Origin of the sequence: Erwinia persicina (assembly GCF_019844095.1) — a bacterium.
Taxonomy (GTDB): domain Bacteria; phylum Pseudomonadota; class Gammaproteobacteria; order Enterobacterales; family Enterobacteriaceae; genus Erwinia; species Erwinia persicina.
Genome location: NZ_CP082141.1, coordinates 2,162,334 through 2,176,270 on the forward strand (window position 1 = coordinate 2,162,334; position 13,937 = coordinate 2,176,270).

Here is a 13,937-nt window from a genome sequence, read left to right on the forward strand (position 1 = left end):
GTCTTGTTTACAAGCGCCCGGCACTTTACGATGGCAGGTGGCCCAGTGTTTCGGATACCCGTGGCACTGCTAACTGGCCAGGAGCCTGTTGCATGAAAAGCGAGAAAGAAATTTCCATCGACCAGTTTACGGATGAAGAAAAAGTATTGGTGGAGCAGCGGGTTAAGACGTTGACCGATAAACTGAGTCACGTTGCCAGTAAGAAAGAAGAGAAAGAGATCCTGAAAGAAGCTAAGCGACTGGTGATGAAAGAGCGTGTGGTGCGTGAAAGCAGCAAAGTCGTGCTGGCGAAAAAACCGCGTAAACCCTCTGCGGCGAAAGAGAGTGAAATTAAAGATTTTAACTGGAGTGCCTCGCTGCGTAAGAACCCGCGCGCGTTGAAATAATTCAGTTACCGGGGCTGTGGTGGCCCTGGCACTTACTGTCGGCTTCCTTTGTGCTATCCCACGATGATCAAATGTACCAGCCTGGCCAGCACTTCAATGATTAACAGACTGCCTGCCGTTATCAGCGCCAGCGTAAAGTAAAACTGCGTGCGGTTGTTCATGGCTTTCGAATCCGTGAAGGTCAGAAAAGGACCAGTTTAACCCTCTGGCATTAAACCGGGCGTCAATACGTGCGGTAAAATTCAGATAATAGCAGGGGAACGGCTCCGAAAAGCCGCCCGGCATTTACAGACTGAATAATTTCCCGTCACGAACCAGATCGCGGGGATAGTTATTTTTGATGCGGTTACCCACCTTTTTGGCCAGGCCAATCGGCTGCTGCTGATAACAGATGATCAATTCATTTCCCGGCAGGTCACGGTCCGGGTAAATATCCCGACCGCGATACCACTCCTCCGCCTCGCTGGCGGTCAGTTCAATGGCATGGGCGACCGTAATATCAGCCAGCGCAATCGCCGCTTCATGCTGCCAGCGGTAGCCTTTCGGGAAGGTTTCGGCCAGTTTCAGTCCGATTCGTGAAAAACGGACCCGTCCCAGCAGAGACTCCATCGCGCGCGGGAAGAGCCAGAGTTCTTTATCACGCTGCCATAAGGCCAGTTCCGCCTCGTCCCAGCGCAGGCCCGAGCGTGCAGCGGCAGCCGTCACTTCCTGCTGTTCCTTACGGTTAAGCGGCGTAAATGGCGGCTTACCGACCTTGTAGCCGGGCACCGGTAGCGGCGGCACGCTGGCTGTTTTGCGCAGTCTGGCGACAAAAAAACCTTCGCTGTCGAAAAGCTGCGGGAATACATGGAGGAAGCCCTCCGGTGTCACGGCCCGGTCTGCGCCGTCAAACAATCCGCCCAGAGGCTCAATTTCTACGGCGTCCGGGTACTGCGCCATCAGCCAGGCAATGACCGCCTGATTTTCAGTGCGGTTCAGGGTGCAGGTCGAATAAATCAGTGTGCCACCCGGACGCAGAGCGTGAAATGCGCTGTTGATTAAATCCTGCTGGGTAGCCGCAATCTCTGCGGTGCTGGCTTCAGACCAGTTGCGCAGGGCGTCGGCATCTTTACGAATGACGCCTTCGCCCGAGCAGGGCGCATCCAGCAGAACCGCATCGAAACACTCTGGCAGCGCCGGGCCAAAAACACGGCCATCGAAGTGGGTCATTGCCGTATTGCTGACACCGCAGCGGCTGAGATTCGCATGCAGTACCTTAACGCGGCTGGCGGAGAACTCATTGGCAAGGATCGTGCCCCGGTTATGCATACAGGCCGCCATCTGGGTGGTTTTCGAACCAGGGGCCGCGGCCATGTCCATGACGCGCTCCGGCGAGGCATTCCCGCTGAACAGTGCGGTGACCGGCAGCATGGAGCTGGCCTCCTGAATATAGAACAGTCCGGCAAGATGTTCGGCGGTACTGCCCAGCGGCAGCGTATCGGCGTCGTCACGGCTGATCCAGAAACCTTCTTCACACCAGGGAATGGGCGTCAGCGTCCACTGACAGGGGGCGACCAGGGCGAGAAAGTCCCCGACGCTAATCCTCAGCGTGTTGACGCGTATACTGCGGCGCAGCGGGGTCTGGCTGCTGGCAATAAAACGTTCAAATTCGACGCTGTCAGGAAGTAACTGCTGCATTTGATCGAGAAAGGCTTGCGGAAAAAAGACGCGGGAAGAGTGAGACACAGGCTGGATCCAGGAGGAAAAAGTTCGGCCAGTTTAGCATGCTCAGGGCGGGTGGAAAAAGCAGAGTCCAAAAAAGTAGTCTGTTCCTGTCAATCATTGCAGAGAAAGAACGGAGCCTTATGCGGCAACATAAGGCTCCGGGACAGCGGTATCAGCGATTATTGCGGCAGGGCGGTGCCCCATTTACGCCAGTCTTTTGGTTCTTCATCTTCCAGCAGGAAGTGTTTACCGGATGATGCCTGTGGTGCCAGCGGTACCGTAGGCGGTGTGGCGAAGGCGATGCCGCCCTGAATAAACTGCTGGAAGGTGCCGGTTTTCACGACCCCACCGATCAGGCCAAACTTCAGGTTATAGCCGGAAGCCAGCCAGAACACCGAGTTATTACGAACCAGATGCTGATACTTCTTGCTGATCCGCAGCGTGATCTGCACGCGATCGGCCATGGCACCGAGTGACGTTCCGGTGATCGTCCCGACTTCCACACCACGGAATAATACCGGTGTGCCTACCGAGAGCGAACCGCCTTCCGGTGCATCGACCACCACATTCAGACCGTCAAGGTAGCGGGCATCGGTGATGGTTGACTCCTGCAGTTCAAAGCTACGCTGACCGCGCCCCTTACCGGGATCGACATTAATGTACGGCTGCAGCAGGGTTTCAAGATGGTTTACCCCGGCAGCAGAAATTTGCGGAGAAACGACTGAGAAACGCGTACCCAGACGGGCGAAATCCTGCACGTATTCCGGATAGAGCACCGCTTTCGCAATGACCTGCTTATTCCCTTCGCCTAAGGCCAGTGATTCCAGTTGTCCGATGGTGATGCCCAGATAGCGGATTGGCATTCCCGGCGATAGCTTGCTGGCATCATAGGTGCGCAACGTAATCTGACTGCCGACAGCGCGCGCGGCCGTTTCAGAGTCATACAGCATACGTTTATCTTTGCGGGTTAAGCCTACCCCAGCACCGGACAGATTATCAAAGCTGATCGCCCCTTTCAGGGCCCGATTCAGCGGTGACGCCTGCACCGTTAACCCACTTCCATTCAGCTGCACTTTTGCACCACCTTCGGCCCAAAAGACGCTGCTCTGTGTCAGCAGGCGGCGATACTCAGGTTTAATATGAACGTTCACATCAAACGAATCGGCTAGCGGTTTCACGCTGACAATCTCACCCACCTGGTATTTGCGGAACAGCACCACCGATCCGGCCTGAATATCGGGCAGGCTGCTGGCAGTGAGCGTCAGCGTGGTAGGCAGTGTATCGCCAGTGATGCCTTCCTGCGCTTTTTCACTGTTGGCATAAAGGGGGTAATCGGTTTTGGGTTCGCCCTTTTTACCGGGATCGAGGCGGATACCGCCGTCTACCCATTCACGTGCGCTGGCTCCAAGGACTTCCATGCCGTCAATGCCCAGCTTAACGTCAAGACGACTGTTAATAATAAATTTACTGTCCGCATGCACCAGATCGCGATATTCCGCGGCCACGGCCACCTTGAAATTCACCCCTTTCTCGGTCAGCGTACGTTTCACCACCTGACCGATGCGCATTCCGTGCAGCATCAGCGGCTGGCCGGCATCAATGCCATAGCTCTCCGGGGCGGTCAGTGTCAGCTCCAGCACATTGGGCTGTTGCAGAGGGGCCTCATTGTCTGGCAGAACCACAAAATGAGTCTGCGGCGCGCCTTCGCCCGGGATCAGCTCCAGCGTATTACCGGTCAGCAGGCTGCTCAGGCTGGTGTCGCTCAGGCTGACTTTCGGGCTGCGCATTTCAATACGCGTACCGGTGCGCATCAGACCGGTCACCGAAGGATCAAGCGTCAGTTCGCCGCTGACTTTGCCATTGTCCAGTAGCGTCATTTTGGTCAGCGTACCCACCTCAAGCCCCTGGTACATCAGCGGGGTACTGTCTTCTTTCAGGTTTTTGCCGTCAGGCAGGTCGAGTGAAATCATCACGCCGCGCTGGCTCTGGGCCAGATCGGGATAAAGGGAATAACTGTCATCCGATTTAGCCGCCTGCGAGGTTTCCGGCGAATCGAAGGCAATCGCCCCGTTGACCAGGGCCGCCAGACTCTCCAGCTGGACTTTTGCCCCGCTCAGACCAACATCGGCCTTTACGCCGGAGACATTCCAGAATCGGCTCTCTTTTTTCACCAGATTGGTGAAGCGGCGTTCAATCAGGACGTCGATGGTGACGCCCTGATTGCCGGAATTCAGGCTGTAATCATAGACACGACCCACCGGGATTTTACGGAAGTAGACCAGCGATCCGCTGTTCAGCGCACCCAGATCGGGGGCATGGAGGTGGATCATCATTTCGCCGGTATTCACACGATACTTAGGCTGGGTATCAAGGGCGACAAAGTTTTCACTCGGTTCCCCTTTGCCCGGCATCATGCCGATGTAATTACCGCCGACCAGCGCATCAAGTCCAGAAACACCGGCCAGAGAGGCTTTCGGCGTGACCAGCCAGAATTGTGTATCTTTGCGCAGGGCATCACGCATATCGCTCTTGATACTGGCTTTGATCTTAATGGTGCGCAGGTCATCGGTCATGCTGATGCCCTGTACCAGACCCACTTCCACCCCCTGATAGCGAACCGGGGTGCGGCCGGGCACAATGCCGTCCGCCGTCGCGAAGTCGATGGTGACCGTTGTGCCACGCTCCTGATAGTTCGTCCAGATTAGCCAGCCGGCAATCAGCAAAGCGATAAACGGCAGCAACCAGAACGGCGATATTTTGCGCCGGTTTTTGATGCGTGCGCTAGTCGGTGTAGTCGGCGTTTCCTGTTGCATGTGCATCCCAAAGTAAACGGCTATCCAGCCACTCAACGGCAAGGATAGTGAGTATGACTGCTGACCCAAAATAGAAGGCAGCCGGTCCCATAGTAAAAGCCAGTAACTGGTCGCGATTGACCAGCGACATCGTTAATGAAATGACAAACAGATCGAGCATCGACCAGCGGCCCACCCATTTCACCACGCGCAAAAGGCGGATGCGGGTTTTCAGACCCTGTTCACACTTGAAGTGGATGCTGACAAGCAGCGTCAGCAGCACGATAACTTTCGTAAAAGGTACTAATATACTGGCAATAAACACCACGATAGCCACAGGAATATTACCGGAGGCCAGAGAAAGTATTCCAGAGAGGATAGTATCCTCCTGACGGGCACCGTTCAGATAGATAATCGAAATCGGTAACAGATTCGCCGGGATCAATAAAATAATCGAGGCTATCAGGGATGACCAAGATTTTTGCAGACTGAAGCGGCGGCGATAGCGCAGGGGCGTATGGCAGCGTGGGCAGCGTCCCCGATCGTCAGCCAGACCCGTGTGGTGACAACTCAGACAGACCCGCAGCTTGTCAGGGGCGACGTGAGGATGGGGCTGCGGATAGAAGCGATGCCACAGCTGCTCCACATTAAGATGAATCAGCGTCACCAGGCTCAGCACTGTCAGCAGGACGAAGGCCACCAGCCCAATCCCGGGGGTAATATCCGCATATTCCTGAACCTTAATTGATGCGATGGCAACACCCACCAGATAAATATCCAGCATGACCCACTCTTTTAACCTGTCCAGCATCAGCAGCACCGGGCGCAGGTTCATGCCCAGTTTATGACCAAAATAGAGGTAGGCAATCGACGCCACCAGGGTCACCGGGGCACCGATGGTACAGAAGGCGACCATCGAGGCGGTGATCACGTCCCCTTGCTGGGTCATTTGCACGATCCCCCCCAGCAGGCTGGCGTAAATATTGGTGCCCAGCAGTCGGATCGACATCAGCGATTCATTAAATGCAAAGGGCATCAGCAGCAACATGGTGACGGCCATCGCTGTCAGACGTGTCATTGACCAGTCGCGCCCGTTAAGGATAAGCGCGTTGCAACGAGGGCAGTGCGCTGACTGGCGTGATTTCACATCTGGTAAGGAAAAAAGGGTATCACATTGGGGACATCGCTGATAACGTGCCTGTGGCAGAGCATGACTAATGGCGTTTATTTTCATATTCCCGATCGTGCTTTAGCCCAGACAGTGCAGGTACAGGGCAGGTTAGGCTGGTTAACGCCAGGAGAGCTAGACTCAGTATAGCCATGCTTTAGTGTTCGGATAATTCTAAGGTTATAGCAACTAAAAGAATGATTCACCTCGCCGACTGGTTTTTTAATGCTTAATTTTATCAGGCGAAGCGCCACTGCGCTTCGTTTCAGTTTCTACAATGGTTAAACAATGACAAAAGCAGAATTTTATACCGACCTCAATCGTGACATGCGTGCTCTTCTGAGCGGTGAAACCAGTTTCCTGGCAGTGATGGGCAATTGTAGCGCGCTTTTATATGAACGTCTTGATGGGGTTAACTGGGCGGGTTTTTATCTGTTAACGGAAGAGAATACGCTGGTCCTCGGGCCGTTCCAGGGGAAAATCGCCTGTGTGCGCATTCCTGTCGGGCGCGGCGTTTGCGGTACGGCGGTGGCTGAAAAGACCGTGCAGCGTGTGGCTGATGTTCACGCTTTCGCCGGACACATTGCCTGTGATGCGGCCAGCAACGCTGAAATTGTGCTGCCGCTGGTGGTTAATGGCAGCGTTATCGGTGTTCTGGATATTGATAGTGTTGAATATAACCGCTTTGATAGTGAGGATGAAGCGGGGCTGAAAGCGTTAACGGACGGGCTTTGCGAGGTGCTTGCCGGATCGGATGTGGAAAAATTTATTCACATGAAACGCACCTAAAGCGCTGGATCACGTAGCAATTGCTGATGGGGTCATTATAATGTCGCCTGTTCATGCCTGCGCTGATTGGCAAACCCGTTGTAATCAGGAAATTTCATGGAAAATCAACCTAAGTTGAATAGCACCAAAGAAGTCATCGCCTTTCTGGCGGAGCGTTTCCCACAATGCTTTAGCGCCGAAGGCGAAGCACGACCACTGAAAATCGGAATATTTCAGGATCTCGTCGACCGCGTGCAGGGCGAAATGAGCCTGAGTAAAACTCAGCTTCGTTCTGCACTGCGTCTTTACACTTCCAGTTGGCGCTATCTGTATGGCATCAAAGCGGGCGCAACGCGCGTCGATCTTGATGGCAATGCGTGTGGTCAACTGGACGAACAGCATGTTGAACATGCGCGCAAGCAGCTTGAAGAAGCGAAAGCGCGCGTGCAGGCACAGCGCGAACAGCAGCAGGCGAAAAAGCGTGAAGCGGGTGAAGAAACCACCCCGCGTCGTCCGCGTAAACCTGTTCGTAAACCTGCGGCAGAAGGTGAGCAGCCACGTAAAGTGCGCAGCAAACCTGCACGTCCACAGGCAGAACAGACTGCTTCCGCTCCTCGTACCGAGACCCAGCCGGAACCGCGTAAGCCGGTTACCGACACCTCAGCATTGCAAGTCGGCCAAAATATTAAAGTCACCGCAGGTAAAAGTGCGATGGATGCCACCATTCTGGAAATTTCCAAAGATGGCGTTCGGGTACAGTTAGCTTCCGGCCTGGCAATGATAGTACGCGCAGAACACTTGCAGTTCTGATACGGAGGCTAATCAGGGCATGAACACTCTTTTTAAAAGCACTATCGTTGCGGGCCTGCTGATAGCGGGCAACGTTTTTGCGGCGGATAATATTACGCGCGCCGATCAAATCCCGCAGTTACATCAGGAAGCACAGCATGCCACTGTCAGTGAGCGTGTCACCTCCCGTTTTACCCGCTCCCACTATCGCCAGTTCGATCTCAACAAAGATTTTTCCGTTAAAATCTTTGAGCGTTATCTGAACCTGCTCGACTACAGCCACAATGTGTTGCTGGCGTCGGATATTGCGCAATATGCGGACAAAAAAACCACGCTGGGCGAAGAATTTAAAAGCGGCCAGCTTTCGGCGTTTTACGATCTCTATAATCTGACGCAAAAACGCCGTTTCGAACGTTATCAGTACGCTCTTTCCGTACTGAATAAGCCGATGAATTTCTCCGGCAATGACACCATTGATATCGACCGTAGCAAAGCGCCATGGCCCAAAAGTACCTCAGAGCTGAATGACCTGTGGGATGCCAAGGTTAAATATGATGAGCTGAGCCTCAAGCTTGCCGGTAAAGATGAGAAAGAGATCCGTGAGGTTCTGACCAAACGTTATCAATTTGCCGTGCGTCGCCTGGCGCAGAGCAACAGCGAGGATGTGTTCCAGCTGGCGATGACGGCGTTTGCCCACGAAATCGATCCCCACACTAACTACCTGTCACCACGTAATACTGAACAGTTCAATACCGAAATGAGCCTGTCGCTTGAAGGTATTGGTGCGGTCCTGCAGATGGATGATGACTATACGGTCATCAATTCCATGGTCGCCGGAGGCCCGGCGGCGAAGAGTAAAACGATCACCGTCGGTGACCGCATTGTCGGTGTCGGCCAGCCGGGTAAACCTGTCGTTGATGTCATTGGCTGGCGTCTGGATGATGTGGTTGCCCAAATCAAAGGACCGAAGGGCAGTAAAGTCCGCCTTGAGATCCTTCCGGCCGGAAAAGGCACAAAAACCCGCACCGTAACGCTGACGCGTGAAAAAATTCGCCTGGAAGACCGCGCGGTGAAAATGACTGTGCACAACGTCGGCAAGCAGAAGGTTGGCGTGCTGGACATTCCTGGTTTCTACGTGGGACTGACCGACGACGTTAAAGTGCAGTTGCAGAAGCTGCAGAAGCAGAATATTGACAGCATTGTTATCGACCTGCGCACCAACGGCGGTGGGGCACTGACGGAAGCGGTATCGCTTTCCGGCCTGTTTATCCCAAGTGGCCCGGTAGTACAGGTTCGTGACAACAATGGCAAAATTCGTCAGGACAGCGACACCGATGGTGTCACTTACTACAAAGGGCCGCTGGTGGTGCTGGTTGACCGCTTCAGCGCGTCGGCATCAGAGATCTTTGCTGCGGCCATGCAGGACTATGGCCGTGCGCTGATTGTCGGTGAGCCGACCTTTGGTAAAGGTACTGTGCAGCAGTACCGTTCGCTGAACCGCATCTACGATCAGATGCTGCGCCCTGAGTGGCCGGCCCTGGGGTCTGTACAGTACACCATTCAGAAATTCTACCGCATCAACGGCGGCAGCACTCAGCGCAAAGGGGTGACCCCGGATCTGCTGATGCCTACCGGCGTGGAAGCGGTCGAAACCGGTGAGAAGTTTGAGGATAACGCCCTGCCGTGGGACAGCGTGAATGCGGCAAGCTACGTTAAAACAGGTGACCTCAAGCCCTTTGAACCGCAGCTGATCAAAGCGCATCAGGATCGTATCGCGAAAGATGCTGAGTTCCAGTACATCATTAAAGATATCGCCCGCTTTAATGCCAACAAAGACAAGCGCAATATCATTTCACTTAATCTTGCTGAACGCGAGAAAGAGAATCGGGAAGATGATGCCCTGCGTCTGGAACGCATCAATGCCCGCCTGAAAGCGGAAGGGAAAAAACCGCTGGCGAAGGTGGACGATCTGCCAAAAGATTATAAAGAGCCGGATCCGTATCTTGATGAAACGGTGAAAATTGCCAATGACCTGGCGCAGCTGGAAAAACAGCAGCCGCCGGCCTCTCCGGCAGCGGCCAAATAAACGCCACAGGCACAGCAATCGCTGTGCCTTTTTTTTATCTCCTTCTGTGCGGCCCAAAAAGTAAGACAAAGTGTAAAGTTATGTCTTTTTAAACACTTAAAGATTAAGAGTGCTTGAAAAGCGCAGTATTGACCTTACGATAGTGTTACGCGAAAAGCGGAATAACTGAGGAAGAATAAATTTTATGATGCGTATTGCTCTTTTCCTGTTAACCAACCTTGGGGTAATGGTGGTTTTCGGGCTGATCCTCAGCCTGACAGGGATCCAGTCAAGCAGTGTTATGGGCCTGATGATCATGGCGGGTCTGTTTGGCTTTGGCGGTGCGTTTGTTTCACTGCTGATGTCGAAATGGATGGCGCTACGCTCCGTTGGCGGTGAAGTGATTGAACAGCCGCGCAACGAAACCGAACGCTGGCTGATGGAAACCGTGGGACGTCAGGCGCAGCAGGCGGGTATCGCCATGCCGCAGGTCGCCATTTACCATGCCCCGGACATCAATGCTTTTGCTACCGGCGCGCGCCGCGATGCGTCACTGGTTGCGGTGTCTACCGGGCTGCTGCAGAACATGAGCCGTGATGAAGCTGAGGCCGTGCTGGCGCATGAAGTCAGTCACATTGCTAACGGCGATATGGTGACCATGACCCTGATTCAGGGGATTGTGAACACCTTCGTGATCTTTATCTCGCGTATCCTGGCGCAGCTGGCCGCAGGCTTTATGTCCGGCAACCGCGATGAAGAGGGGAGCAGCAACGGTAATCCGATGGTTTATTTCGCGGTGTCCATGGTGCTGGAACTGGTCTTCGGTATTGTCGCCAGTATCATCACCATGTGGTTCTCTCGTCACCGTGAATTCCATGCGGATGCAGGCGCAGCGCGTCTGGCTGGGCGTGAGAAGATGATTGCTGCACTGCAACGTCTGAAAACCAGCTATGAGCCGCAGGAAGCCAGCAGCATGATGGCATTCTGCATCAATGGTAAGTCCAAATCGATGAGCGAGCTGTTTATGTCGCATCCACCGCTGGACAAACGTATTGAAGCGCTGCGCAGCGGTGAGTACCTGAAATAGCCGTGACCGCTGTTCTGTAAAAACCCGCCGCTGGCGGGTTTTTTTATGTCAGGCGTTTCCTGGCTGCGTCATTCTCAGGGCGCTGACCAGTGCAGCCAGGGCGGCAAAGCAGCCTGCCAGCAGCAGAGAGAGGTGGGTGCCCTGGGTGGAAAACAGATTAAACATCAGCGCCACCAGTGCAGCACCGCTCGACTGACCAAACAGGCGTGCTGTTCCCAGCATCCCACTGGCACCGCCGCTGCGATGGCGCGGGGCCGAGGAAATAATCGTGTGATTATTTGGCGACTGAAACAGTCCGAACCCGGCACCACACAGCACCATACGCCAGATAATATCAGCATCTGTGGGGGTCGCAGGCAACAGCGCCAGGGCAAAAAGCCCGGTGGCAAACAGGGCCAGCCCGACAGCACCCAGCAGCCCCGCGTGGAAACGCTCAATCAGCCTGCCGGCAACCGGGGCCATCACCATCGTCGCCAGTGGCCATGGGGTCAGTAACAGGCCGGTGACGACTTCGCTGCGGCCCAGCACGCCCTGCAGAAAGAAGGGCAGAGAGACCATCGCCAGCATCTGGGCGCAGAAAGAACAGATCGACGTGCCGATGGAAAGTGCAAACACTGGTATGCGGAACAGATCCACCGGCAGGAGCGGGAACGTCATCCTCAACTGACGGCGGATAAACAGGGTGCCGACAACGGGCAGCAGCAGCAGTTGTACCAGCAGCAGCGAGCCGTTAACGCCCTGCGCAAAGCCACTCAGCAGCGAAATCAGCAGGCCGAAGGTAAGGGCGTTCATCACCGCGCTGGTCACATCAAAACGTTGCCCCTGGGCCTTCTGCTGATTGTCGGGCAGGAAGCGCAGCGCCAGAAAGAGCGCGACAATGCCCACCGGGATATTGATCAGGAACAACCACTCCCAGGAGGCCACGGAAAGGATGGCGGCAGCCACCGTAGGCCCGGCAGCGCTGGAGACGGCCACAATCAGCGAGTTGATCCCCATCCCCCGGCCCAGCAGGCGTTGTGGGTAGATAATGCGTATCAGCGCCGTGTTCACACTCATCAGCGCCGCTCCCCCGAAACCCTGCAAAATGCGGGCCACGGTCAGCATCGTCAGCGAGTCTGAAAGCGCGCAGAACAGTGACGTGCAGGTAAACAGCACCAGTCCGGCCTGGTAAATACGACGATAACCAATCATATCGCCGAGGAAGGACAGTGACAGCAGTGACATTATGATCGCCAACTGATAGGCGTTCACAATCCAGATAGACTGCGCCGGGCTGGCCCGGAGTTCACGGGCAATGGTGGGCAGGGCGACATTGGCAATCGCACCATCCAGCACGGCGACCGTAATACCCAGCGCAATGGCCATGATCGCACCGTAGCGCTGGGGTAAAGGTAAGCCGTCGTTCGGGGAATCAGGAGGCATGTTCATGAAATAATCAGGGGAGCGAATATCATCATGCTAATGGATTTTACGGAATTTTCCAGTCTGTAAATGACTGAAAACTATCAATGGATGTGTCGGCCTGTGTGCCGTCAGCATTGCACCCGGATAGCCTCAACCGTATACTGGAAATAGCGTTCCACTTTTTATAAAACAACAAAGGATAAACATGACCAGTGCCGATACTGATAAGCAACCCGATTCCGTCTCTTCGGTAATGAAAGTGTTCGGCATTTTGCAGGCACTGGGTGAAGAGCGTGAAAATGGTATTACCGAACTGTCGCAGCGGGTGATGATGTCGAAAAGCACCGTTTACCGTTTTCTGCAAACCATGAAAAGTCTTGGCTACGTGTCGCAAGAGGGGGAGTCCGAGAAGTATGCGCTAACCCTCAAGCTGTTTGAACTGGGTGCGAAGGCGCTGGAAAATGTGGATTTGATCCGCAGTGCGGACGTGCAGATGCGCGATATTTCCCGTCAGACCAAAGAGACCATTCACCTCGGCGCGCTGGAAGAAGACAGCATTGTCTACATTCATAAGGTCGATTCGTTGTATAACCTGCGTATGTATTCACGTATAGGTCGTCGTAACCCGCTACACAGTACAGCAATAGGCAAAGTCCTGCTGGCCTGGCGCGATCGTGCCGAGGTTGAAGCGATCCTGAGTGGCGTGGAGTTTACCCGCAGCACCTCTAAAACGCTGGAGAGCAGTGCGGCATTGCTACCGGTGCTCGACAGGGTGCGTTCTCAGGGTTTCGGCGAAGATAATGAAGAGCAGGAAGAGGGGTTACGCTGTATTGCTGTCCCCGTGTTTGACCGTTTTGGTGTGGTGATTGCCGGCCTGAGCATCTCCTTCCCGACGATCCGTTTTTCCGAAGAACACAAAAAAGATTATGTGGCGATGCTGCATCAGGCAGCAAAAAACATTTCTGAGCAGATGGGTTTTCACAACTACCCCTTCTGAGTGAAACGGGCCGGCAGCAAGCCGGCCCGTGCCATCACTCAGTTATCAACCACTTCCGTACTTTTTCTCAGCAGGGGGCAGTCGGTCACACCGACGATTCCGCTGTCGGTATGCAGATACTGTGCAATAACCATCCCGCGCGCCGTCAGATACTGGCACTGCAGACCCATTCCTGCGACATTTTTAGTGCTGCCCGTCAGGACGCCATAGCCTGTCAACAGCATAGCCAGCCAGATAATGACCAGCAGGGCAACGATGCGTAGCAAGAACTTCATTTATATCCCCTTATTATTTTTTTCAGGCGGTGTTCTCACCGTCCGCGTTCATCATAACAGCATGATACGCACTGTCGTTAAAATCGATAAGAGGATGCTGAATCCGCGTCCGGCCGGCGCAATAAGATTTGTGTGATGCCGCTATCAATTATCCTTCGGGCAGGTAAAATCATGCCTGCGGCGCGGCCATCATTTGGCCGCCCATTTTTCAGCTTTTGAGGCAGGTATGAACGAGATGACAACGGGTACGATGGATGTCGTATCGATGGGTATGGGAGCGGTACTGGTGCTGGCCGGTCTGCTGGTCTGGTTTTTTGTTAATCGCGCCAGCGTCAGAGCGAATCAGCAGATACAGCTGCTGGAATCGCTGCTGGAGGAGCAGAAACGGCAGAATGTGATGCTGCTGCGGCTGACCAATGCGGTGGCCGGAAAAGAGCAGGCTGAAAAAGCCAGCGATGCAGGCGATAACAAAGACTTCACCCGCCTGATCCCTGAGCGCTGA

The 13,937-nt window shown here is 54.4% G+C and carries 12 protein-coding genes; 7 read left to right on the forward strand and 5 right to left on the reverse strand.

The features are described from left to right. Positions 1 to 92: 92 nt before the first annotated feature. Positions 93 to 386, forward strand: a complete 294-nt coding sequence (locus K6L24_RS09780; RefSeq protein WP_062746228.1) for a hypothetical protein — start codon at positions 93 to 95, stop codon at positions 384 to 386. 285 nt (positions 387 to 671) lie between these two features. Here K6L24_RS09780 and rsmF read toward each other — a convergent pair whose 3' ends face one another. The 3 genes from rsmF to yebS form a co-directional block, all read right to left on the reverse strand. Continuing rightward, complete coding sequence (gene rsmF, locus K6L24_RS09785) at positions 672 to 2,111, reverse strand: 16S rRNA (cytosine(1407)-C(5))-methyltransferase RsmF (RefSeq protein ID WP_072277464.1); 1,440 nt, start codon at positions 2,109 to 2,111, stop codon at positions 672 to 674. Between the two features lie 158 nt (positions 2,112 to 2,269). Further along, positions 2,270 to 4,903 (reverse strand): PqiB family protein, encoded by a 2,634-nt coding sequence (locus K6L24_RS09790; RefSeq protein ID WP_062746226.1) that lies wholly within the window; start codon positions 4,901 to 4,903, stop codon positions 2,270 to 2,272. Continuing rightward, on the reverse strand, positions 4,872 to 6,116 hold the full coding sequence (gene yebS / locus K6L24_RS09795) for a membrane integrity lipid transport subunit YebS (RefSeq protein WP_062746224.1): 1,245 nt from the start codon (positions 6,114 to 6,116) through the stop codon (positions 4,872 to 4,874). The genes K6L24_RS09790 and yebS overlap by 32 nt, the downstream gene beginning before the upstream one ends. Before the next feature lie 222 nt (positions 6,117 to 6,338). Here yebS and K6L24_RS09800 point away from each other — a divergent pair, with 222 nt between their 5' ends. The 4 genes from K6L24_RS09800 (at position 6,339) to htpX (ending at position 10,759) form a co-directional block, all read left to right on the forward strand. Further along, positions 6,339 to 6,839: a GAF domain-containing protein gene (locus K6L24_RS09800; RefSeq protein ID WP_062746222.1), complete on the forward strand. Its 501-nt coding sequence runs from the start codon at positions 6,339 to 6,341 to the stop codon at positions 6,837 to 6,839. A gap of 96 nt (positions 6,840 to 6,935) precedes the next feature. Beyond that, positions 6,936 to 7,628, forward strand: coding sequence for an RNA chaperone ProQ (proQ, locus tag K6L24_RS09805; RefSeq protein WP_062746221.1), 693 nt, complete (start codon positions 6,936 to 6,938; stop codon positions 7,626 to 7,628). 19 nt (positions 7,629 to 7,647) lie between these two features. Beyond that, the gene (gene prc, locus K6L24_RS09810) at positions 7,648 to 9,693 is read left to right on the forward strand and encodes a carboxy terminal-processing peptidase (RefSeq protein WP_222682260.1); all 2,046 of its coding nucleotides are present in this window, start codon (positions 7,648 to 7,650) and stop codon (positions 9,691 to 9,693) included. Between the two features lie 184 nt (positions 9,694 to 9,877). Continuing rightward, positions 9,878 to 10,759: a protease HtpX gene (htpX, locus tag K6L24_RS09815; RefSeq protein WP_062746218.1), complete on the forward strand. Its 882-nt coding sequence runs from the start codon at positions 9,878 to 9,880 to the stop codon at positions 10,757 to 10,759. Between the two features lie 48 nt (positions 10,760 to 10,807). On the opposite strand, the gene K6L24_RS09820 is transcribed toward htpX, so the two are convergent. Then, positions 10,808 to 12,181, reverse strand: a complete 1,374-nt coding sequence (locus K6L24_RS09820) for an MFS transporter (RefSeq protein ID WP_222682313.1) — start codon at positions 12,179 to 12,181, stop codon at positions 10,808 to 10,810. Positions 12,182 to 12,368: 187 nt separating this feature from the next. On the opposite strand from K6L24_RS09820, the gene kdgR reads away from it, so the two are divergent. Continuing rightward, on the forward strand, positions 12,369 to 13,160 hold the full coding sequence (gene kdgR / locus K6L24_RS09825; protein ID WP_062746214.1) for a DNA-binding transcriptional regulator KdgR: 792 nt from the start codon (positions 12,369 to 12,371) through the stop codon (positions 13,158 to 13,160). 38 nt (positions 13,161 to 13,198) lie between these two features. Here kdgR and K6L24_RS09830 read toward each other — a convergent pair whose 3' ends face one another. Further along, a complete protein-coding gene (locus K6L24_RS09830) occupies positions 13,199 to 13,435 on the reverse strand; it encodes a YobH family protein (RefSeq protein ID WP_062746211.1) in 237 nt (78 codons plus the stop codon). A 226-nt stretch (positions 13,436 to 13,661) separates the two neighbouring features. Here K6L24_RS09830 and K6L24_RS09835 point away from each other — a divergent pair, with 226 nt between their 5' ends. After that, positions 13,662 to 13,937: a YebO family protein gene (locus K6L24_RS09835; RefSeq protein WP_062746412.1), complete on the forward strand. Its 276-nt coding sequence runs from the start codon at positions 13,662 to 13,664 to the stop codon at positions 13,935 to 13,937.